The sequence below is a fragment of the Halomonas sp. Bachu 37 genome, from assembly GCF_039691755.1.
GTDB classification, from domain to species: domain Bacteria; phylum Pseudomonadota; class Gammaproteobacteria; order Pseudomonadales; family Halomonadaceae; genus Vreelandella; species Vreelandella kashgarensis.
In genome coordinates this window covers 2,331,838-2,353,244 of sequence record NZ_CP137552.1, presented here as the reverse complement: position 1 = coordinate 2,353,244, position 21,407 = coordinate 2,331,838, and the positions used below count along the sequence as shown (strand labels likewise).

General features: G+C 60.1%; 24 protein-coding genes. 14 read left to right on the top strand and 10 right to left on the bottom strand.

Features of this window, described 5'->3' with window-relative positions; all coding sequences use genetic code 11:
* Window positions 1-23: 23 nt before the first annotated feature.
* From R5M92_RS10845 to R5M92_RS10835, 3 genes are all read right to left on the bottom strand, one after another.
* Window positions 24-326: a c-type cytochrome gene (locus R5M92_RS10845; protein WP_346795950.1), complete on the bottom strand. Its 303-nt coding sequence runs from the start codon at window positions 324-326 to the stop codon at window positions 24-26.
* 257 nt (window positions 327-583) lie between these two features.
* Entirely contained in the window at window positions 584-1,777 is a 1,194-nt protein-coding gene (locus R5M92_RS10840) for a cytochrome D1 domain-containing protein (protein WP_346795949.1), read from the bottom strand.
* A 13-nt stretch (window positions 1,778-1,790) separates the two neighbouring features.
* A complete protein-coding gene (locus R5M92_RS10835; protein ID WP_346795948.1) occupies window positions 1,791-2,123 on the bottom strand; it encodes a cytochrome c in 333 nt (110 codons plus the stop codon).
* A gap of 335 nt (window positions 2,124-2,458) precedes the next feature.
* Between R5M92_RS10835 and R5M92_RS10830 the strand changes: the two genes are divergently transcribed.
* The 8 genes from R5M92_RS10830 to R5M92_RS10795 all read left to right on the top strand — a co-directional run bounded on the left by R5M92_RS10830 (window position 2,459) and on the right by R5M92_RS10795 (window position 10,028).
* Window positions 2,459-4,189: a cytochrome D1 domain-containing protein gene (locus tag R5M92_RS10830; protein ID WP_346795947.1), complete on the top strand. Its 1,731-nt coding sequence runs from the start codon at window positions 2,459-2,461 to the stop codon at window positions 4,187-4,189.
* A gap of 128 nt (window positions 4,190-4,317) precedes the next feature.
* A complete protein-coding gene (locus R5M92_RS10825; RefSeq protein ID WP_346795946.1) occupies window positions 4,318-4,797 on the top strand; it encodes an Lrp/AsnC family transcriptional regulator in 480 nt (159 codons plus the stop codon).
* Window positions 4,798-4,799: 2 nt separating this feature from the next.
* Entirely contained in the window at window positions 4,800-5,342 is a 543-nt protein-coding gene (locus R5M92_RS10820; protein ID WP_346795945.1) for an AsnC family protein, read from the top strand.
* Window positions 5,339-5,797 carry an AsnC family transcriptional regulator gene (locus tag R5M92_RS10815; protein WP_346795944.1) on the top strand — a complete coding sequence of 153 codons (459 nt, stop codon included), beginning with the start codon at window positions 5,339-5,341 and terminating at the stop codon, window positions 5,795-5,797. The genes R5M92_RS10820 and R5M92_RS10815 overlap by 4 nt, the downstream gene beginning before the upstream one ends.
* The gene (locus R5M92_RS10810; RefSeq protein WP_346795943.1) at window positions 5,772-6,368 is read left to right on the top strand and encodes an Lrp/AsnC family transcriptional regulator; all 597 of its coding nucleotides are present in this window, start codon (window positions 5,772-5,774) and stop codon (window positions 6,366-6,368) included. Before R5M92_RS10815 ends, R5M92_RS10810 begins: the two co-directional genes overlap by 26 nt.
* 24 nt (window positions 6,369-6,392) lie before the next feature.
* Window positions 6,393-7,592, top strand: coding sequence for a heme d1 biosynthesis radical SAM protein NirJ (nirJ, locus tag R5M92_RS10805; RefSeq protein ID WP_346795942.1), 1,200 nt, complete (start codon window positions 6,393-6,395; stop codon window positions 7,590-7,592).
* A gap of 16 nt (window positions 7,593-7,608) precedes the next feature.
* Window positions 7,609-8,457: a uroporphyrinogen-III C-methyltransferase gene (gene cobA / locus R5M92_RS10800; protein ID WP_346795941.1), complete on the top strand. Its 849-nt coding sequence runs from the start codon at window positions 7,609-7,611 to the stop codon at window positions 8,455-8,457.
* 53 nt (window positions 8,458-8,510) lie between these two features.
* Window positions 8,511-10,028 carry a cytochrome D1 domain-containing protein gene (locus R5M92_RS10795; RefSeq protein WP_346795940.1) on the top strand — a complete coding sequence of 506 codons (1,518 nt, stop codon included), beginning with the start codon at window positions 8,511-8,513 and terminating at the stop codon, window positions 10,026-10,028.
* A gap of 93 nt (window positions 10,029-10,121) precedes the next feature.
* On the opposite strand, the gene R5M92_RS10790 is transcribed toward R5M92_RS10795, so the two are convergent.
* Complete coding sequence (locus R5M92_RS10790; protein WP_346795939.1) at window positions 10,122-10,574, bottom strand: hypothetical protein; 453 nt, start codon at window positions 10,572-10,574, stop codon at window positions 10,122-10,124.
* 209 nt (window positions 10,575-10,783) lie between these two features.
* On the opposite strand from R5M92_RS10790, the gene R5M92_RS10785 reads away from it, so the two are divergent.
* From R5M92_RS10785 to R5M92_RS10760, 6 genes are all read left to right on the top strand, one after another.
* Entirely contained in the window at window positions 10,784-11,995 is a 1,212-nt protein-coding gene (locus R5M92_RS10785; protein WP_346795938.1) for an NnrS family protein, read from the top strand.
* A 176-nt stretch (window positions 11,996-12,171) separates the two neighbouring features.
* On the top strand, window positions 12,172-12,624 hold the full coding sequence (locus R5M92_RS10780) for a cytochrome c (protein WP_346795937.1): 453 nt from the start codon (window positions 12,172-12,174) through the stop codon (window positions 12,622-12,624).
* 18 nt (window positions 12,625-12,642) lie between these two features.
* Window positions 12,643-13,998, top strand: a complete 1,356-nt coding sequence (locus R5M92_RS10775; RefSeq protein ID WP_346795936.1) for a cbb3-type cytochrome c oxidase subunit I — start codon at window positions 12,643-12,645, stop codon at window positions 13,996-13,998.
* A gap of 63 nt (window positions 13,999-14,061) precedes the next feature.
* Entirely contained in the window at window positions 14,062-14,874 is an 813-nt protein-coding gene (locus R5M92_RS10770; protein ID WP_346795935.1) for a CbbQ/NirQ/NorQ/GpvN family protein, read from the top strand.
* 9 nt (window positions 14,875-14,883) lie between these two features.
* Window positions 14,884-16,827, top strand: a complete 1,944-nt coding sequence (locus R5M92_RS10765; protein WP_346795934.1) for a protein norD — start codon at window positions 14,884-14,886, stop codon at window positions 16,825-16,827.
* An 11-nt stretch (window positions 16,828-16,838) separates the two neighbouring features.
* Window positions 16,839-17,069, top strand: a complete 231-nt coding sequence (locus tag R5M92_RS10760) for a hypothetical protein (protein ID WP_346795932.1) — start codon at window positions 16,839-16,841, stop codon at window positions 17,067-17,069.
* Between the two features lie 31 nt (window positions 17,070-17,100).
* On the opposite strand, the gene R5M92_RS10755 is transcribed toward R5M92_RS10760, so the two are convergent.
* From R5M92_RS10755 to ubiU, 6 genes are all read right to left on the bottom strand, one after another.
* Window positions 17,101-17,400, bottom strand: coding sequence for a cytochrome C oxidase subunit IV family protein (locus R5M92_RS10755; RefSeq protein WP_346795931.1), 300 nt, complete (start codon window positions 17,398-17,400; stop codon window positions 17,101-17,103).
* A 96-nt stretch (window positions 17,401-17,496) separates the two neighbouring features.
* Window positions 17,497-18,063, bottom strand: a complete 567-nt coding sequence (locus tag R5M92_RS10750; RefSeq protein ID WP_346795930.1) for a cytochrome c oxidase subunit 3 family protein — start codon at window positions 18,061-18,063, stop codon at window positions 17,497-17,499.
* A complete protein-coding gene (locus R5M92_RS10745) occupies window positions 18,063-18,539 on the bottom strand; it encodes a hypothetical protein (protein ID WP_346795929.1) in 477 nt (158 codons plus the stop codon). The genes R5M92_RS10750 and R5M92_RS10745 overlap by 1 nt, the downstream gene beginning before the upstream one ends.
* Before the next feature lie 193 nt (window positions 18,540-18,732).
* Entirely contained in the window at window positions 18,733-19,179 is a 447-nt protein-coding gene (locus tag R5M92_RS10740; RefSeq protein ID WP_346795928.1) for an Rrf2 family transcriptional regulator, read from the bottom strand.
* A 137-nt stretch (window positions 19,180-19,316) separates the two neighbouring features.
* Window positions 19,317-20,264, bottom strand: a complete 948-nt coding sequence (locus R5M92_RS10735; RefSeq protein WP_346795927.1) for a U32 family peptidase — start codon at window positions 20,262-20,264, stop codon at window positions 19,317-19,319.
* Window positions 20,265-20,272: 8 nt separating this feature from the next.
* Complete coding sequence (gene ubiU, locus R5M92_RS10730; protein ID WP_346795926.1) at window positions 20,273-21,268, bottom strand: ubiquinone anaerobic biosynthesis protein UbiU; 996 nt, start codon at window positions 21,266-21,268, stop codon at window positions 20,273-20,275.
* Window positions 21,269-21,407 lie beyond the last annotated feature (139 nt).

The window sequence follows — 21,407 nt, the reverse complement described above, 5'->3', positions numbered from 1 at the left end:
CGTTTTCCTTTTAAGTAAGAGAGTTACAGCGTCGGTTCGAGCAGGTAGTCGACGGCCTCCTTCACTTCGTCGTCACTCAGGGACAGCTGTCCTCCTTTTGCCGGCATGGCCTGGAAGCCATTGATGGCGTGGTCATAGAGCGTTTCCATGCCTTTTTCCATGCGTGGCTCCCAGTGTTCGGCGTTACCGCGTATGGGCGCGCCTGCGGCACCCGTCATGTGGCAAGCCATGCATGCCTGGTTGTAGGTGGCTTCGCCATCCGCCTGAGCGCTAACCGAAACGAAAGCGACGGAACCGAGAAGTATTGCCGATGCGAGAAGTTTCATAACAGGTATTCCTTATACATATTTTGAGTGGTAGTACTACCAGTTCAGCAGTGAGCTCGCTTGGTTGGAAATGCTAAGGGAGCTCTTTGGAACTGGAATAAAACATAGCGAGAAAGTGTATAGGGTTCAAACTAAAGGAATCTGGTTGTGCTGTTATTGATTTGGGTCACCTTTATGTCTCGCTTTGGGTCAAATGCTCCCGGCACCACGCTAGCGAGATGCCGATAGGACATCTCGGCTCATCTTTGCCGAGGGGTTTATAGCCCGATGCGGTGGGCTCGGTCGGTGAAGAAGATGCCGCTTGGCGACTCGCTTTTCAGGCGCGCCACTTCCTGTAGGGTGCGGGTGTCGTAGACTGTCACCCGGTCGCTATCTCTGGCCGAGATCCAGACATGTTCACCGCGAGGAGTGAATTCCATGTGCAGCACGGCCTTGCCGGGTAATAGCGTGGCCGTGATCTGGCGAGTTTCGGTATCGATGACTTGCACTACATCATTAGCGGGATGGGCGAAGCTGACCCAGACCTGACGCTCGTCCGGTCGGCTCATGACGAAAATGGGTTGACCTTGGACCGGGATACGATCAATGAGCGCCCAGTCATCCTTATCGGCAACCAGCACTTCATGGCGTCCCACCGCTGGTAGCCAGGCTTCGTTCCCCGCCATGGCCCAGCCTTCCAGGTGGGGCATCTTGTAGACCGGCAGGCGCTCATCGCCACGGCCATAGTCGGGCAGGATGCGTTGCACTCCGCTACCGGTGTGCCATAGATCGAGCAGAACCAGACCGTCCTCGCCAAACAGGCCGGCAATGTAATAGCGTCCACTCGGGTCGATCAGGGCATCGTAGGGGTTTTTCCCTACGTCGGTGAAGCGAGTCATTTCGGGTGTTTCAGCGTTCATGTCGACGACATGAATTTCCCCGGCTTCGAACAGGCTGTAGACGAAGCGATTTCCCGGGGCATCCACGAGCCCCACGACCTTGGAACGCTGCTCTTGGCCGTTTTCATCCTGCCAGGTGGCGGGAATATCGGCCACCAATGCCAGATTCTCGCTGTCGAAGATCTTCACTCCGCCCGGCTCATAGTTGGCCACGGCAACGAGACGACCGTCCTGGGAGATGGCCCCGCCGATACTGTTGCCCGACTGCATGACGCGAGCGGTGATCTCGCCGCTGAGCAGGTCGACCTTGCTCAACCCGCCGTCACGACCGAAGACGAACGCGTAGCGAGCGTCACGCGAGAACTTCACCGAGGCGTGGGAGAGGTCGCCCAGACCTTCTACCTGATCCACGCGTTGTTGCCGACTGGTGTTGACCACCGCCAGGCTGCCCGTGGCACGTTCCACGATCACGCCCAGATCACCCGTTCCACCCAGCGTATTCGGAGCCGTCTGGCAACCGGAGAGAAGTGTCAGAAGCGTTAGGCTCGCAAGTGATTTGCGTATCAGGGTCATGATAACTCCAGCATCAGTGCTCCAGGGGATTGTCGTTTTGCAGATGTTCGGCGATCCAGCGCGCCTCCTGTTCACTGAGCAATCCCTTCCAGCCGGGCATGGCGGTACCGGGAATGCCCTGCAGAATCAACCCGGCCAAGCCATCGGTCGAGTAGGCACTCATGCGTTCACGGGGCAGGGCGGGACCCAGGCCTCCTCTCAGGGTCATGCCATGGCAGGAGCCACAATCCTGGTAAATCAGCGTTTCAAGCTCTTGTTTCCGCTCGGGAGAAATATCGGACGCCAGGGCCTGGGCGGCCAATAGTGCCGAGATACCGAAAAGGATGGCGCGATACAGGTGTGGCATGACGCCTCCAGGCAATAACGTTGCGAGGAGTGTCGAGTGTCCCGGGGAAAGTTTTATTGACAGGTATCAAGAAAACGAATCGCACCGAACTCGTCCACGTTATTTCTGGGTTGGCAATCGTGATTTCGAAGGAGTCGAGGGAAGGATGGAAGCAGATTGATCCAAGTCAATACTCGAAGAGAAACATGGGGGCGAAATCAAAAGAAGCATGAATAATGGATTTTATTGGACCAACCTGTTTTACAGCAGCGCTACGCCTGGACTCCTCCAGTGATAATAAAAAGAGCACTACCTGACAAGGCTGCTTATGTGGACCATGACATAGGGAAGCAATGATGAAGATAAACAGGTATCTCAAACCACTGGCCGTGGCTATCACGGCTGCGTCACTCGGCTTGGGCGTGGTACATGCTTTCGAGGATGACCCCGACCAGGAGCAGGAGGCAGCAAGACTTTACCGGGGCACCGATTCACCGGTGGATTCAGCATCAGCCAAGTCGGTACGCACCCCCGGTGCTCCTGATCTTACCGAGGAGGAATTCGAGCGCGCCAAGGAGATCTATTTCCAGCGTTGCGCAGGGTGCCACGGGGTACTGCGCAAGGGGGCGACAGGCAAGCCGTTGACTCCGGATATTACCCAGGAGCGCGGCCTGGACTACCTAAAGGTGTTCATCAACTACGGCTCGCCGGCCGGCATGCCCAACTGGGGCACCTCGGGTGACTTCTCCGAGGAGGAAGTCGAGTTGATGGCCAAGTACATCATGCACGAGCCGCCGGTGCCGCCGGAATTCGGCATGGCCGAGATGCAGGAAACCTGGGAAGTGATGGTGCCGCCGGAAGATCGCCCCACCGAGCAGATGAACGATCTGGACCTGGAGAACCTGTTCTCGGTAACGCTGCGCGACGCGGGTCAGATCGCCTTGATCGACGGCGGCAGCAAGGAGATTGTCGACATACTCGATACCGGTTATGCGGTGCATATCTCGCGTATGTCCGCCTCGGGGCGTTACCTGTTCGTCATCGGCCGCGATGCCAAGGTGGACATGATCGACCTGTGGATGGAAGAGCCGAGTGTCGTCGCGACCATCAAGGTGGGAATGGAGGCGCGCTCCGTCGAAACCTCGAAGTTCGAGGGGTACGAGGACCGCTTCGCCATCGCCGGAGCCTATTGGCCGCCGCAGTACGTGATCATGGATGGCGAGACCCTGGAGCCACAGAAGATCGTCAGTACCCGGGGCATGACCGTGGGCACTCAGGAATATCACCCTGAACCGCGCGTGGCGGCCATTGTGGCTTCCCATCAACATCCCGAATTCATTGTCAACGTCAAGGAAACCGGCAAGGTTCAACTGGTCAACTACGAGAACCTCGATGCCTTGAGCATGGTGGAGATCGATACTTCCCGCTTCCTGCACGATGGTGGCTGGGACAGCAGCGGCCGTTACTTCATGACGGCGGCCAACGAATCCAACCAGATCGTGGTGATCGATGCCCAGGAGCGCGAGCTCGAGGCCATTGTCGACGTGGGCAAGATTCCCCACCCGGGACGCGGCGCCAACTTTGTCGATCCTGAATTCGGTCCGGTATGGGCGACCAGCCACCTGGGTGACAACACCATCCAGTTGATCGGGACCGACCCTGAAGGGCACCCGGACAATGCCTGGAAAGTCGTTCGTACCCTCGAAGGCCAGGGCGGCGGTTCGCTGTTCATCAAGACCCATCCCGAGTCGAGCAACCTGTATGTCGATACGGCGCTCAACCCAGATGAAGCGATCAGCCAGAGTGTCGCGGTCTATGACCTCAACGACATGGAAGCCGGCTACGAGGTATTGCCGATCGCCGAGTGGGCCGATGTCGGGGAAGGTCCCAAGCGGGTGGTTCAGCCGGAGTACAACAAGGCCGGCGACGAGGTATGGTTCTCGGTCTGGAATGCCATGGACCAGCAGTCGGCACTGGTGATCGTCGACGACACGACTCGTGAGCTGAAAGCGGTAATCAAGGATGAACGCCTGGTGACTCCGACCGGTAAGTTCAACGTCCTCAATACCCAGCACGACATCTACTGAACCGGCAATGGCAGTGGCCCGAGGGGGCCGCTGCCCTTCCCTATGTCGGGAATGCACGACACGGAAAGGCACGACAGTAGTGCTCGAAAGAAGTGCATGACGGACGCAATGAAAAGTGAGCTGTGCCAATGCATTGCCATTCCCACGATCTCGATATGCTGGATCGCCGCTTGATCGACAGCTACCAGCGCGGCCTGCCGGTATGCCCCCGTCCTTTTCACGCCATGGCCGAGTGCCTCGGGACGTCCGAAGCTCAGGTGATCGATCGTCTGCAGCGGCTGCAGGCGCTGGGCGTGCTGAGCCGTGTCGGGGCGGTCTTCGACCACGCCATGGCCGGGGCCAGCCTGCTGGCCGCCGTGGCGGTTCCCGAGGAACAGCGCGATGCCTTTGCAGAGCTCATCAATCAAACCCCCGGTGTGAATCATAACTACGCCCGGGAGCACCATTACAATCTGTGGTTCGTGGTTACCGCGCCGGAGGAGAAGAGCCTGGCCGCACGCCTGACACGACTGGAAGCCTTGCTGGGGCGCTCGATCCTACGCCTGCCGATGGAGGAGAGTTTTCATATCGACCTGGCGTTTACGATTCCCTGGGCTGAGTTGGAGTGAATATGGCAACCGCAACGCCGCTTACCCTAGAAACCCTGGAAAGGGATTGCCGGGATCATGAGTCTTCCGCCCATCTTCACCTGCGCGCTTTACTGGAGGAGGGACTGCCGTTGGTCGCGCATCCCTGGCAAGTATTGGCCGAGCAGTGCGGGCTGGAGGAAGCCGAGGTGATGGTTTGCATGCAGCGCTGGCAGGAAGAGGGGTTGATAAAGCGATTGGGTCTGGTCGTGCGTCATCGCAGCCTGGGCATCAAGGCCAACGCCATGGTGGTATGGAACGTACCCGACCAGGACGTGACACGGGTTGGCCACACCCTGGCGCAAGAAACCGCCGTCACGCTGTGTTACCGCCGGCCCCGCCGCCTGCCGGAGTGGCCGTTCAACCTCTTCTGCATGATTCATGGGGTTCGACGGGATCAGGTGCTCGCGCAGCTTGAGCATATCGTGCAGCGTCATGGGCTAGGCGGAATCGAGCATCAGGTGCTGTTCAGTCGGCATGCCTATCGTCAATGCGGCGGGCGTTACGCCCTCGAGGAGACGCGATGAACACCCTGGAGCTCGATGTCGAGGATCGTGCCATCATCAATCGGCTGCAAGATGGGCTGCCCCTGGCGCCGTATCCCTATGTTCTGGTGGCGGCAGAACTCGGTCTCTCCGAGGAAGAATTGCTTGAACGTCTGGCTCGGTTGCGTGATAGCGGCGTGCTTACCCGCTTCGGCCCCATGTACCATGCCGAGCGCCTGGGAGGCGGCCTGACCCTGGCCGCCCTGGCGGTGCCGGAGGCGGACTATGAGCGGGTAGCCGGGATACTCGACGCCTTTCCCGAAGTGGCCCACAACTACCGCCGTGAACATCGACTCAACATGTGGTTCGTGCTGGCCACCGAATCGGCGGAACGTATCCCCGAGGTCGTGGCGGAACTCGAGACGGCCACTGGCCTGAGGGTCTTCAACATGCCCAAGGAGAGGGAGTTTCATGTCCGACTTCACCTACCCGTCTGACAGAGGCGAGGACCAGCGCCTGGATGAGCAAGACCGAGCCATCGTGCTGGCCACCCAGGCCGGGCTGCCTCTGGTTTCCGATCCCTGGACGGCAATCGGCGAGCAAGTGGGCATGAACGGTGAAGAAGTCCTTTCACGCATGCAGGCGATGCTCGAGCGCGGGATGATCCGCCGTATTGCCGCGGTGCCCAATCACTACCGTCTGGGCTACGTGGCCAACGGCATGACGGTGTGGGATGTAGCGGATGCCGACATCGAGCGGCTGGGCCGTGAAATAGCCGCTATCGAGGGGGTCAGTCACTGTTATCAGCGTCCTCGTCACCTGCCGGACTGGCCTTATAACCTTTTCGCCATGCTCCACGGGCGAAGCCGAGAGGAGGTCGAGCAGCAAGCTCGGGTGCTTCGCGACTGCCTGGGAGAGGCCTGTCGCGATTACCGCATTCTTTATAGTTCACGCATATTGAAGAAAACCGGATTACGCCTGGCGGGCGCAGAGCCGGAGGCCGCTAACAATTCCTTGAACAATAAAAACTCCTGGACCGATAGTAACGAGACCGACGCGCGAGGCTGAGCCTTGCCGCAGAAGGAGAACGCCATGTTCCGTGTCACCCGCTATATCAAATCCTTGCTCGAGCCCGGGCCGATCCCGGTAGCTCGCAAGCCTCCCGGCCCGGTGGTGATCTGGAACCTGATCCGCCGCTGCAATCTGACCTGCAAGCACTGCTATACCGTCTCGGCGGATATCGACTTCAAGGGGGAGCTCACTACCTCCGAGGCCCATGCGGTACTCGACGACCTCAAGGCCTTTCGCGTGCCGGCATTGATCCTGTCCGGTGGCGAGCCCCTGATGCGCCCGGACATATTCGAACTGTCACGGCGGGCCAGGGAACTGGGCATCTATACCGGCCTTTCCACCAACGGCACGCTGATTACCGAAGCGAATATCGATGAGATCGCCGATGTCGGCTACGACTACGTGGGTATCAGCATCGACGGCCTGGAAACCACCCACGATCTCATCCGTCAGCGCCAGGGCGCTTTTCGCGAATCGATGCATGCGGTGAAACTGTGCAAGGAGAGAGGGATCAAGGTAGGGCTGCGCTTCACTCTGACCCGGGAAAACTATGAGCAGCTCGGCGATATTCTGGCCCTGATCGACGAGCACGATGTCGACAAGTTCTATCTCTCGCATCTCAACTATGGCGGGCGCGGCAAGCGCCACAGCAAGCAGGACGCCTGGTACCGCATGACGCGCGATGCCATGACCCAGTTGTTTGATCGTTGCCGGAGTGAACTCGAGAGAGGTGTGGAGCGCGAGTACGTCACCGGCAACAACGATGCCGACGGCCCCTTCCTGCTGCAGTGGGCCGAGCAGCATTTTCCCCATGAAGCCGATACGCTGCGTCAACGCCTGGTGAACTGGGGAGGCAATGCCTCGGGGGAGCATATCGCCAACATCGACAACCTGGGCAATGTTCATCCGGATACGTTCTGGTGGGATCATGATCTAGGCAATGTCCGCCAGCGCCCATTTTCCGAGATATGGCGTGATACCCGCGATCCCATGATGGATGGCTTTCGCCAACGGCCTCGGCCGGTGAAAGGACGCTGTAGCGCATGCCGTTATCTGGCTATCTGTAACGGCAATACCCGGGTGCGGGCCTGGAAGGTCAGCGGCGACCCCTGGGAAGAGGATCCTGGCTGCTACCTGACCAATCAGGAAATCGGCGTGGACGAGCAGGCGCTAAGACGCATTGCGGCTCCTTTCGCCGCTATTTCCGTCACCGAACTCTAGCCCGAGGTGCTTAGCCATGACGTCACATCGTGTTTCCTATGATCTGGACGAAGCGCTGCTGGCACCCGGTGAAGTGGCCATCATCGGGGCCGGTCCCGGCGATCCCGGCCTGCTGTCGCTGCGGGCCCTGGCGTTGATCGAACAAGCCGACTGCCTGGTCTTCGATCGACTGGTTTCCAAGGAGGTGCTGGCGCTGGCGAACCCCGCTGCGCGGCATTTCTATGTCGGCAAGGCCTCCCGCTGTCACGCCCTGACCCAGGAGCAGACCAACGCCCTGCTGGTGCGCCTGGCCGGTGAAGGGAAACGGGTCGTGCGGCTGAAAGGAGGCGACCCCTATATCTTCGGTCGCGGCGGCGAGGAAGCCGAAGTGCTGGTCGAGCACGGCGTGCCTTTTCGCGTGGTGCCGGGTATCACCTCGGCGCAAGGGTGCGCCGCCTACGGCGGCTTCCCCATGACGCATCGCGACCATGCCCAGAGTGTCACTTTCGTCACCGGGCACTGTAAGGGCGACGGTGAGCTGGCCTTGAACTGGCAGGCCCTGGCGGTACCCCATCACACCGTGGTGTTCTACATGGGGTTGGCCAATGCCGAGCTGATCAGCCAAAAGCTGCAGTCCTGCGGCCTGCCGGCCGACCATCCGGTCGCCCTGGTGGAACGGGGGACCACCCCCGAGCAACGCCAGGTAATTACCTGCCTGGGTGAGCTGGTCGAGACGATCGACGAGCAGGGACTGCGACCCCCGACGCTGATCGTGGTTGGCGAGGTGGTGCGCCTGGCCGATGTGCTGGCTCAGCCGTTACCCGAGGAAGCGGTTTTCGTGTCCGGCGAAACTCTCGAACTGGCCGAGGAGCGCATTGTCCTGTGAAAGCGCATCGTCCTGTGAAATTTCTTTCTCTTTTGGCGCGATTGGCGCTTTTCTTGCCGGTAGCCTCGGTGCTGGCGGATGACGCGGATACCAGAGCGCTCTATCAGGCTCAATGCGCTTCGTGCCACGGCAAGGCACGCCTGGGCGGCATCGGCCCGGCACTGCTCCCGGGCAACCTTTCACGATTGAAACCCGAAGCCGCCATCCAGGTCATTCGTGACGGGCGGCACGCCAGCCAGATGCCGGGGTTCGGTGACATCCTCGCAAGCGATGATATTGCCTCCTTGGCCGACTGGATCTACCGCCCGCCGGAAACTCCGCCAAGCTGGACGAAGGACGATATTCTGGCCAGCCAGATATTGCTTCACCCCGAGGGCAGCCTGCCGAACGAACCGGTTTTCGCTGCCGACCCGCTCAACCTCTTCATCGTGGTGGAAACCGGAGATCATCACGCCAGCGTGCTCGACGGCGATACCTTCGAGCGCATTCATCGCTTTGAAACCCGATATGCGCTGCATGGCGGGCCCAAGTACACCCCGGACGGACGTTACGTCTTCTTTGGCTCCCGGGACGGCTGGATTACCAAGTACGACCTCTACAATTTCGAAGTCGTCGCGGAAGTGCGCGCTGGCATCAATATGCGCAACATAGCCGTCTCGGCGGATGGCCGCTACGTCATGGCCGCCAATTATCTGCCCCACAGCCTGGTGCTTTTCGATGCCCATGAACTGGACCTGATGAAGGTCTATCCGGTAGCCGACCAGGCCGGTAACGGCTCCCGCGTCAGCGCCGTCTACGCAGCACCCCCTCGTGGCAGCTTCATTGCCGCGCTCAAGGATATCGAAGAGGTCTGGGAAATTCCCTGGCCGCTGCCCACCGAACCCGTGGTGTCCACCGGCCACATGAATACGCCACTGGTCAGCCAACGCTCTCACGATACGCCCAATTTCCGGGTTCGACGTATTTCGGTGCCGGACTATCTGGACGACTTCTTCTTCGATCTCGACTACGGTCATGTCATCGGCGCTTCACGAGGCGGGCAGGGCGGCATGGTGATCGACCTGGACAGTGGCGAGAAAGTCGCCGACCTTCCCTTGGCCGGAATGCCGCACCTGGGCTCGGGGATCACCTGGGAGTACGAGGGGCGCAGAGTGATGGCGACGCCGCATCTGTCCAAGTCGGCGGTATCCATCATCGATATGCAGGACTGGTCGGTAATCAAGACACTCGAGACCGACGGCCCGGGTTTCTTCATGCGTAGCCACGCCAATTCGCCCTATGCATGGGTGGACGTATTCTTCGGCCCCAACCGCGACCGGATGCACGTCATCGACAAGGCCAGCCTGGAAATCGTCGAGACCCTGATTCCCGAACCGGGTAAGACCGCCGCCCATGTTGAGTTCGACCGTTATGGCGAGAAACTGCTGTTGAGCCTGTGGGAGGATGACGGCGCGGTGATCGTCTACGATGGCAACACTCTGGAAGAGCTGCAACGCATTCCCATGAGCAAACCGTCGGGCAAGTACAACGTCTGGAACAAGACGCGCTACGAGGAAGGTACCAGCCATTGATGGAGTGGTGATGAGCCCCGACGGGTTCATCACCATGTTGCTTTTATGGAAGGGCGGGATGGTGGAATCCGAGGTGTCGGATGCCGGCGTGTATCATTCGAAAGTAGCGCAGACGGGAGTCAATTCCTCGGGGGCATGGTGCACCACTTCGGTCATGTCCCCGGTGGCTTCGCCGAGTTGAATACGCCACTGATGGTCGATGTTCTCGGGATCGCAGACGCCTTCGTTACCCCCACCGAAATTGGAATCGATCCAGTAATGGAGATCGTAGAGCTTCCCTTCTTCGAGGGCATCGTCGAATTGCAGGGTGAAGGCGGGCTCGGTGGTATCTGCAATAGTGCCCGATTGCTTGGCCACCACCTCGTCGGTATTGACCTCGACGATAGCGGCTTCAACGTTGTCACCGGCATGAGGATAGGAAAAGCTGCCATCGCCTTGAAACGTCAGATCATAAGTCTCGTTTGCCGTCGCCTGGAGAGCGACGAAGCACAAGGGAACGAGCAGCCAATGTTTCGCTGAGTGGGAGAAAAGGACTGGTGTCGACATGATTCACCTCACTAAAGAGTTGCGTGATATTGAAGATCGTATTCAGCATAGACCCGATTCTCGGCTCATGCCGGTGCCGCCGAAAGGCACGAGCCACAGGGTTTCACGTTACTCGACCCAAAAGAAGTATTTTTGATGCATGTCATATTTTTTGCGCCGCACCTGACGCACAATCACCCTGTCCAAGTCAGCCAGTCGGGTATCATGCCATGTCCACTATCGCCTCCTCCCGAGATACCGCCAAGTTCAAGCATATTCCATTGATGCGCCTGGCCTTTCGGCCTTTCTTCCTGCTGGCGGCGCTATTCAGCGTGGTCTCCTTGCTGGTATGGCTGGCCTTCTGGCATGGCAATATCCTGTTGCAACCGTATGGCGGGCTGGTCTTCTGGCATCAGCATGAAATGCTGTTCGGCTTCTCGGCAGCGGTGGTGGCGGGGTTTTTGCTGACCGCCGTGCGCAACTGGACGGGACTGCCGAGTCTTTCCGGCGGGCCGTTGCTGGGGCTGGTGGTGTTATGGCTGGCGGGCCGGCTATTGATGGCCTTTCCCATGGCCTTGCCGGGCTGGTTGCTGCTGCTGGTCGATGTGGCGTTTCTGCCTGTGGTCGCCGTGGTCATGGCGCGCCTGGTGATCACCGCAAAGCGCTGGCGCAACTTGATCTTCGTTCCCGCCCTGACACTGTTCGCCCTCGCCAACCTGGGCATGCATCTGGGTGTCATGAATGGCGACCCCGAGTTGATTCGCCAGGCCGCCTACCTATCCGTGCTGTTGATCGCTCTGCTGATGACGGTAGTGGGGGGGCGAGTCATCGCCATGTTTACCGCCGGGCGTCTGGGCCGCCGCAAACCCGAGCCGATTCCTGCACTCGAGGGGGCGACGCTGATAACCACGGCCAGCGTGGTGCTGCTGCAGCTGGTCATCATGCTGGGAGTCGCCATTCCCGCCGGGTTGATGGTCGTACTGATGCTTGCGGCCGCCGTGGCCAATGTCATCCGCATGGCCCGCTGGGGTGGGCAGCACAGCTGGCGCGAGCCATTGTTGTGGGGCCTGCATGGCAGTTATGCCTGTATTCCGCTGGGGCTCGTGATGTGGGCGCTGGCGCTGCTGGGGCTGTTCCGCGTCGAACTTGCGCTCCATGCGCTGACTATCGGCGGCATGGGCACGATGATGCTGGCGATGATGGCTAGGGTCTCGTTGGGCCACACAGGGCGGCCGATACGCACCTTGCCGGGCATTGGAGTGGCGCTGGGATTGATGCTGCTGGCAACGCTGCTGCGTTCACCGCTGTTGGCGCTGTTTCCTCAGATCAGCCACTGGATCTATACCCTGAGCATCCTGCTGTGGTGTCTGGCTTACGGGGTGTTTCTGGCGCACTACACCTGGCCGTTGATGCAGGCGCGGGTGGACGGTCAGGACGGTTGATTGAACCATGGTCAGCGCTTCATGCATTTGCTGTCTGGTTGATAGAAATTTGATCGATGTCATGCCAATTTGTAATTGTTAGCTGCTATTATAAATATGCATTAAAAATGAATCTTAAAAAGCGGTGTCGTTGCCTTAGCAGAGACGCTGCCTCAAAGCAAGGGGAGGTATGTTCCATGGCCGATGGTCTCACTAAGTCGGCGGCCCGTAATATCTTCTACGGCGGGTCGCTGTTCTTCTTTCTACTGTTTACCGCTATGACGGCTCACACGCACTGGTACATGGTCACCACGTCCACAGACAGCGAAGGGCTCACCGAGTCCGTCGAGCTCGGCAAGCATGTCTGGGAAGAGAACATGTGCATCAATTGCCACAGCATCATGGGTGAAGGTGCCTACTTCGCTCCCGAGCTGGGCAATGTCTGGGAGCGTTACGGTGGTCACGAAAATCCCGAGGCTGCCCGAGCAGGAATTGACGCCTGGATCCGTGCCCAGCCCTTGAGAATCGAGGGACGGCGCCAGATGCCAGGGTATGACTTTACCGATGAGGAAATGACCGGCCTTATCGACTTCCTCGAATGGACCGATGGCATTGATGATCAGGATTGGCCACCGCACCCCGCCGGCTGAAACTAGGAGAACCGTACAATGAAATACGAAACCCAGAAGGTGGCACTGCCGTTCTTCATGGTGGCCATGGCGCTGTTCACGCTGCAGGTGCTCTTCGGCCTGCTAGCCGCGACCGTCTACGCGTGGCCTAACTTCATGGCTGAAATCATGCCTTTCAATATCATGCGCGTCAGCCATACCAACCTGCTGATCGTGTGGTTGCTGATCGGCTTCATGGGCAGCACCTACTATCTGATGCCCGAAGAGGCCGAACGGGAAATCCATAGCCCCAATCTGGCTTACCTGCAGTTGGCGATCTTCGCTTTTGCCGGCGCGGCGGCCCTGGTCGGCTACCAGTTCGGTATCCACGAGGGGCGTGAATTCCTCGAGCAGCCATTCTGGGTGAAGGTGCTAATCACCATCTCCTTTTTGATGTTCCTGTTCAATACCAGCATGACATTGCTCAAGGGCCGCAAGACTGCGATCAATCTGGTATTGATGCTGGGCCTGTGGCTGGCCGCGGTATTCTGGCTGTTCGCGTTCTACAACCCGACCAACCTGGCGGTGGACAAGCTCTACTGGTGGTGGGTGGTGCACCTCTGGGTCGAAGGCGTATGGGAATTGATCATGGCGTCCTTGCTGGGCTACCTGCTGATCAAGATGACCGGCGTCGACCGCGAGGTAATCGAGAAGTGGCTTTACATCATCGTGGGTCTGGCGCTGTTTTCCGGCCTGCTGGGTACCGGCCACCACTACTACTGGATCGGCGCGCCGAGTTACTGGCAGCCAATCAGCAGTGTCTTCTCCACGCTTGAAGTGGCGCCCTTCTTCGCCATGGTGGTCTTCGCCTTCACCATGTTCTGGAAAGGTAGCCGCAACCATCCCAACAAGGCCGCCATGCTATGGGCGCTGGGTTGCCCGACCATTGCCTTCTTCGGTGCCGGGGTGTGGGGCTTCATGCACACGCTGTCGTTCGTCAACTACTATACTCACGGCACCCAGGTCACCGCTGCTCACGGCCACCTGGCCTTCTATGGGGCCTACGTGATGCTGATCCTCGGGATAATTACCTTTGCCATGCCGCAGCTTCGCCGGGTACAGCCTTACAATCAGGTGTTGAACATGTGGGGCTTCTGGGTCATGACCAGCGCCATGTGCTTCATGACCTTCACCTTGACCTTCGCCGGTGTGGTACAGACTCACCTGCAGCGGGTTCTGGGCATGAATTTCATGGAAGTGCAGAGCCAGCTTGAGCTCTTCTACATCATGCGTCTGGGTTCCGGTCTCGCCGTGGCCGTGGGCGCTGGCATGTTGCTCTACTCCTTCTTCGGCCCCGCTCGGGAGCAGGTGCCGGCTGGCGGCACGCAGATGACCTCTGGCGCAGGTTCGGCCTGAACAAGACGGCCCTTCGGGGCCGTTTTTTTCCCTTTCTTCATTTACCGGCCATGGAGACTTCACATGCCAGTTTCTTCCGTTGCCGCTCATGTCGATGAGCGTGAAATACCCTTCTACGAAAGCGTCGGTAACGAATGCTCTTTATTCGAACACGCCTTTCAGCAACGCCTGCCGCTGCTGCTCAAGGGTCCAACCGGTTGCGGCAAGACCCGTTTTGTCAGCCATATGGCGGCGAAACTGGGTAAGCCGCTGTTCACCATCTCCTGTCACGACGACTTGACCGCCGCCGACCTGACCGGGCGTTACCTGCTGCAGGGCGGCGAGACCCGCTGGGTCGACGGCCCCTTGACCCGCGCCGTGCGCGAGGGGGGCATCTGCTATCTCGACGAGGTGGTAGAAGCGCGCAAGGATGTCACCGTCGTGCTGCACCCGCTGACCGACGACCGCCGCCTGCTGCCGCTGGAGCGTACCGGCGAACTGCTCGAAGCACCGGATGACTTCATGCTGGTGGTGTCCTACAACCCCGGCTACCAGCATATTCTCAAGTCGCTCAAGCCCAGCACTCGCCAGCGCTTTCTGGCCATGTCGTTCGACTTTCCCCCGCCCAAGGTGGAGCGCGACATCGTCGCCCGGGAAAGCGGGCTGCCGGGCGAGCAGTGCGCGGCATTGGTCAACCTGGCGGCAAGCCTGCGCGCCATGAAGGGGCAGGACCTGGAAGAGGGCGTCTCCACCCGTTTGCTGGTGTATTGCGCCACGCTGATTGCCGCCGGGATGCCCATTCGGGAGGCCGCACGCGCCACGCTGGTGGAACCGCTCACCGATGACCAGGATGTCCAGGAAGGATTGATGGAAGCTATTCACGCCACATTTGGTTGAGGGACGTACATGCTCGATTTCCTCGAGGTCGAAGAGTTCGTAGGCCGCCATTGGCACCGCTGGGCGTCCGGCGCAGCAAGCTATCCCGACCACCCTGACGCGGCGGTGCGTCTTGAGTCGTTGCGCCCCATGCTGGGGGTCTTCTTTCGCGCCGGCGGCGGCGAGGCGGGGGTCGATGTTGCCGCTATCGCCGGGCGCAGTTCGATTCATCGCCTGTCCCTGCGCCAGCGCCTGGGGCTTGACGAGGAAATACTCGATCAAGCACGGCGCGACGAAGAAAATTTGCTGTTACCGCCACGCATCGCCTTGTTTTCCGATCCCTCGCTGAATCGCGATCTCTATCTCTGGCTGGTTGCATATCTGGCGGTGGCTCGGCATGTGCCGGAAGCCGAAGATCCATTGCAGCATGACCTTCTTCAGCTACGTGAAGTGAACCGGGCGACACGAGCAGCTCTTGTCCACTTTCCCGGGCTCGGCCAACGCCATGCCAGGTTATGCCGGGAGTTGCTGGCCATTCGTCCGCAACGCAAGCGGTTGCCACCGATGGAAGCGGCGCTGGAGGCCGCCCTGTGTGCTCAGCTCGGTGATACGCCACCCGATTCGGACTGGGCCGAGTTGATGCATGACGCCATCCTCGACGAAGCCCTGCCCCTGAACGACTTTCAGGCACCACGCGGCTACCGCCCGCCACTGCCGGTACCGCTGTGGGGGCAGGCCGTGACCCTGGGTACCAGTAAAGAGGCGCGAACCGAGCAGGAGGATGACGAGACGCCAGTCGCCGGTAACAACACCCCCGACGATGACCACGGCAAGCGCAAGGCCGACCGCCGCGAGCAGGATCAGGCCGACCGCGACGACTCCCTGATGCTCAACGCCTCCGAAAAGATGCTTTCCTGGGCCGAGATGGTCAATCTCAATCGCCATGTAGAAGATGAAGACGAGGACGAAGCCAAGCAGGCCGCCGATCAGCTCGACGAGATCGTGCTCAGCCCCAATCGCAAGAAGGCGGCTTCCAAGCTCAAGCTGGATCTTGACCTGGCCCCCGACGAGGTGAGCGGGGAGCGGCTGCGCGGGCGCCATACCTATCCCGAATGGAACCACCGCAAGCAAGCCTACCTGCCCGATCATTGTGTAGTGTTGAGCGATGTGCAGAGCGAGGAAGGCGAGAACTGGCAGCCGGATGAAACCACTCGGCGGCGCATTCGCCGGGTACGCCGCGAGTTCGAAGCGCTCAGGCCGCGCCGCGAGATACTCCGTGGCCAGCTTGATGGCAGCGAACTGGACATGGACGCCGTGATTCGTTCGCGCTGCGACCTGGCGGCCACCGGGGAAGCGAGCGATCGTCTCTATCAGGCCAGCCGCACTCAGGCGAGAGACCTGGCGGTATCCATCCTGATCGATGTATCGCTTTCCACCGAGGCCTGGCTGGAAGACCGACGAGTACTGGACGTGGCGAAAGAAGCGCTGCTGGTGCTGGGTCACGGCCTGGCCGGGTGTGGCGACGACTATGCCATTCACAGTTTCACCTCGCACCGCCGTCATCGTGTCTGGGTCAATACGCTGAAAGGCTTCGATGAGCCGATGGGAGATCGGGTGTCGCGGCGTATCGCAGCGCTCAAACCGGGGCACTATACCCGTATGGGACCGGCGATCCGGCATCTTTCCGGCGAGCTTGCCAAGCGGCCCAATCGCCATCGGCTGCTATTGTTGTTGACCGACGGCAAGCCTAACGATACCGACTATTATGAAGGCCGTTACGGAATCGAGGACACGCGTAAAGCGGTGCTCGAGGCACGGCGAGAAGAAGTGAGGGTGTTCGGTGTGACCATCGACCGCGAAGCGGGGCGTTACATTCCCCATCTATTCGGGCGAGGCGGCTATGCCATCGTGCAGCGCCCCGAACATCTTTCCCTGGCTCTGCCGGGCATCTATCGTCAGATCATTGCCACCTGAGGAGGTACAGCATGTCTCGTTTGCGTCTCGTACTCGCGGTTGGGCTATGGTTTCTCGCCGCCCTGGGAGTGGTCTTGCCGCTGGTATGGCTGATCAATAATCGTGACTGGGGGGTGGGGCTGATGCTGCTGGTGCCCTTCGTCGTTTATGGCTTGATGCGGCTGGGCCGGTTGCTGGAGGCATGGGCGAACAAGGCGCCGTTACCTTCGGGTATTTCCGGTTCGGATTCCACGCCGCGTTAAGCCGACGTCAAATAGGCTGCCTGGCCATGCCTTATCCCGCCAGGGTAAAGCGACCCGCCAGGTAGCCCGCGGCAATCAGCGCCAGCGTCACCAGCATCAACCCGATGAAAATTCCTTTCCAGGCAGGCGTCGCGGCGCGCAGGTTGAGATAGACCATCAATACCCGGTGGGCCTTGAAGAAGGTGGCGGCGAGAATCAGACCCGCCGACCATAGCGGCAGCGCCTGCCAGTCGCCTTGGTCCAGGCGCGCCGAAACCATCGAGGCCAACGTTAAGGCCATCAGAATGCCCCAGGTAACAAGCAATCGGCGAGTGCCGGGAAGGGTCGTCATGATTGTCTCCAGCTCAGCAAAGTAGTTCGAGGGCAACGTGCAGCAAGGGTCAGTGCGGAAGTGCTCGGCGCAACAATGTTTTCAGCGCCCAGTGCTTCAGCGCAATAGATAGAGCAGTGGATAGAGCAGAATCCAGATCAGATCGACCATGTGCCAGAAGGCAGCGGCGGTTTCCACGTTTTCGGTCGTGGTACGCCAGCTCACCAGGGCCATAAGCGCCAGGCCGAACAGCACGTGGGCGAAGTGAAAGGCGGTAAGCCCGTAATAGAAGCCGAAGAAGGTGTTGGTTTCGGGCGTGATACCGGCGTCGAACTTGCCGATGTACTCGGTTACCTTGATCACACCGAACAGAACACCCAGCCCCATGGAGACGCCCAGCCACTGGCGGGTGCGGCGTATTCGTCCTGTACTCACGGCCTCCACGGCAAGCGCCACGCAGAGCCCGCTGGTCAACAGCACTAGTGTATTGAGGCCGCCCAGCAAGGGATCGAGCTGTTGCTGGGAAGCATCGAAGAGAGCGGGGTCAAAGGCACGCTGGCCAGCGTAGAGCGCAAAAAAGGCGGTGAAAACCAGCATCTCGCTGAGGATCAACACCCACATCAAGGGGTTGCCGGGTAGCGCCGAAAGTGGCCCCCAGCCGGGGTTGGGCAGGTCGCGATTCATCAATCCTCCAGGCTGATACGGGCACCGCCGAACGCCAGGCTGCGCGGATTGTCCACCGGGCGGTTGGATGTGAGACGGGCGATGCCTACCCCGCAACGGCCCACCATCCAGATCAGGCAGGCTGTGAAATAGATATACCCCATTGCCCAGGGCGCCATGGCCGGAACCCCGGCCAGCCCCAGTAACTGCCAGGCAGCCGTGAACACCGCTCCTCCCAGCACACCCAGCCAGAAGGTACGGATCTGGAACTGCAAGTGTGTCGCCACCCACTCCTCGGCATTGCGTCGTTTAATATGGGCGATTATCACCCCTATCGGTGCGGTCACCACCGCCAGCACGCTGCCTAGAAACAGCATATAGACAACAATAGCCGCACCGCGCCCGCGGCTCTTCTTGAAGGAGGCGAGGGAGTCCGTTTCGGCATATGTCTCGGGCTGAGCGGAAGAGGAGGAGGTGAACGAAGGTAAGGGGGTCATGGCATACCTCGACAAGGCAAGACTTTATCAATGATGTATTCAATATGCATCTATTGTAGTGCAACCATGGGGCCATTTCCTGGTCTGGATCAATGTTTCGGTTTGCGCCTCGCCATCACGCGAGGCTTGCTAGTACGTGGGCTCGCTATTCCATGGGCTGCTATTCCACGGGCTCGTTTTATGCGGAGCCCGTTTATGCAGAAATAGCAGGAATGCGCAGCAGGCGCGCCAGCTGCGAGTGGCGCTCATCCAGCACATCCGTCAGGGTATAGCGGTCGAGTACGCCAAGAAACGCCCGCAAGGCATCGTTGAGGATTGGCTGAAGCTGGCATGCTGGAGTAATGACGCAGGCATTTTCATCACGATAACATTCCACCAGGGCCATATCCGGCTCCGTCTGGCGCACCAGCTCACCCAGCGCGATCGTGGCGGGATCGCGGGTCAGTAGCAAACCGCCATTCTTGCCGCGAATCGCGGTAACGTAGCCTTCCCTGCTAAGCTCCTGGACGACTTTCATCAAATGATTGCGGGAGATATCGAAGGCGTCGGCAATCTCATTGATGGTGGATCGCTCCTCTCCCTTGACGGCAAGGTAGATCAACACGCGTATCGAATAGTCAGTAAATCGAGTTAGGTGCATGGAGTTTACTTCCGAGTTGATCCATATAAAAAGTATACAGCATGAATGTTAAGGCGGTTACGCAAACTAACCTGAAATTAATTCAATGCAAGAAGAGAACGAAGACGGCAACCCTTGCCTGTCTTCGTTCAGCCAGGTCAAGCTGGCACGGTACGAGTGTTGTCCATTCCCGGACGCCCATACCAGTAGCCGTCGCATATCTCAGCCTCCACCAACGCCAGCGGGTCCGGGGTGGGCAGCTCGCCGCGGCGTGCCGCGTCGAAGGCTTCGACCACCTCGGCCATGCCTTGTGCCCGGGGACTCAGGCGAGCCACGCCGACGCCCATCTCGGCCATGGCAGCTATCTCGTGACGCAGGTCCTGGCAAGCGCCGGATAGGGTCTGGATACCGTTCAGCGTGAAAACCTCCCTGGATTCCTGGGAGCGCAGCGCCAAGCCTTCGGGATACTTCTGGCAGACGAACTGACAGCGGTCCTTGGGCTTCTGGTGGCGCCGGGCGGTAAAGCAGCGCGATGACCAGGCCAGCGGCAGATGGCCATAGGCGAATACCTCGCAGGGCTGGCTCACCCCCGCCTGGCGGCAGTCGGCGATAAGCCGAGTCAGGTCGTCCCGCGACATTTCCACCGGCGCCTGCCAGCGTTGCATGCCGGCGCGGGCCATGACGCCCAGGGTGGCCGTGTTGTACAGATTGAGCGCGGCCCCGGCAACGAACGGCAGCCCGGCGCTGGCGAGGCGTTGCAGGGCGCTCTGATCGTTGGCCTCGACGATGAAATCGCCGTTGTCGCAGAGCTTGCGCAAATCGCGCAGGTCGGCCTCGGACTCGATCAGGGTCTGGCTGGCGAGCACCACTTGCTTGCCGACCTGGGCGAGCTCGCGACCGATGCCCAGCCAGTCGTCGAGTTTCATGTCGCGACGCCGCGAGCAGACCGTCTCGCCCAGGGTGACGATCTCCACCGGCCAGTCGGCGGCTTCACGGTAGAAGTCGGCGTAGCGTTCCCGGGTCCAGTAGAAAAGTACCGGTCCGAGGGCGAGTCGAAGGCCGTCTGCCGATGCATCCGGCTGTGGGGACTGAGGCGTGGATGACATGCAGACTCCTATTTCCAGCGACGCTCGTAGGCGCCCAGGGTGGTGGTGGCGCCTTCGGAAAGTTCGGCCAGGCCGGCCATCCAGGCGGTTTCGGGATGAAAATCGTCGGGTGCTGCATCGAGGCGGTCGAGCGCCTGACGCCAGATTCCGGCCACTTTCGACACATAGGCGGGACTGCGTTGGCGCCCTTCGATCTTCACCGCGCTGATACCCAGTTCCCGCAGTTCCGGCAACAGCTCCAGGGTGTTGAGACTGGTGGGTTCCTCGATGGCGTGATAGGTCTCGCCGCCCACCTCGAAGCGCCCCTTGCACAGGGTGGGGTAGCCCGCGCGTTCGCCTTCGGCGTAGCGGTCGATCAGCACATCGTTGAGGCGTGATTCCAGGCCACGGGGCGTCTGTTCCCAGCGCACATGAGCAGCCGGCGAACAGACGCCCCGCGTATTGGGCGACTCTCCGGTGAGGTACGACGACAGGTAACAGCGCCCCTCGGCCATGATGCACAGGCTGCCGAAGGCGAAGACTTCGAGTTCCACCGGCGACTGCCGGGCAAGGTCGCGAACCTGGGTGATCGACAGTACCCGCGGCAATACGGCGCGCTTGATGCCGAACTGCTGGTGGTAGAATTGCAGCGCTTCATGGCTGGTGGCGGAGCCTTGCACCGACAGGTGGCGCGCCACGTCGGGATGGTGCCTGGTGGCGTAGTCGAGCAGCCCCATATCGGCGAGAATCAGGGCATCCACGCCCAGTTCGACCGCCTGATCCACGGCCTGGGTCCACTGTTGCCAGCCATCGGGCTGAGGATAGGTGTTGATGGCGCAGAACACCCGCTTGCCGCGGGCATGGGCGTAGTCGATACCCTCGCGGGCACGCTTGCCGGTGAAGTTCAATCCGGCAAACTGGCGGGCATTGGTGTTGTTCTGGAAACCGAAGTAGACGGCGTCGGCTCCTTCGTTCACGGCGCGCTTCAGGGCGGGCAGGTTGCCGGCGGGGCACACGAGCTCCATGTCAGAGCCTCCTTGCGATGAATACCCGAGTATCTTAGTCGCCTATCTTGCCCCGGCCTTTGACCCGGATCATGGTGGAGGTGCTTTAGCTGAGTGCGCGGGTGCAGAAGGTTCTTAAAACGTATACCGTATGCATATT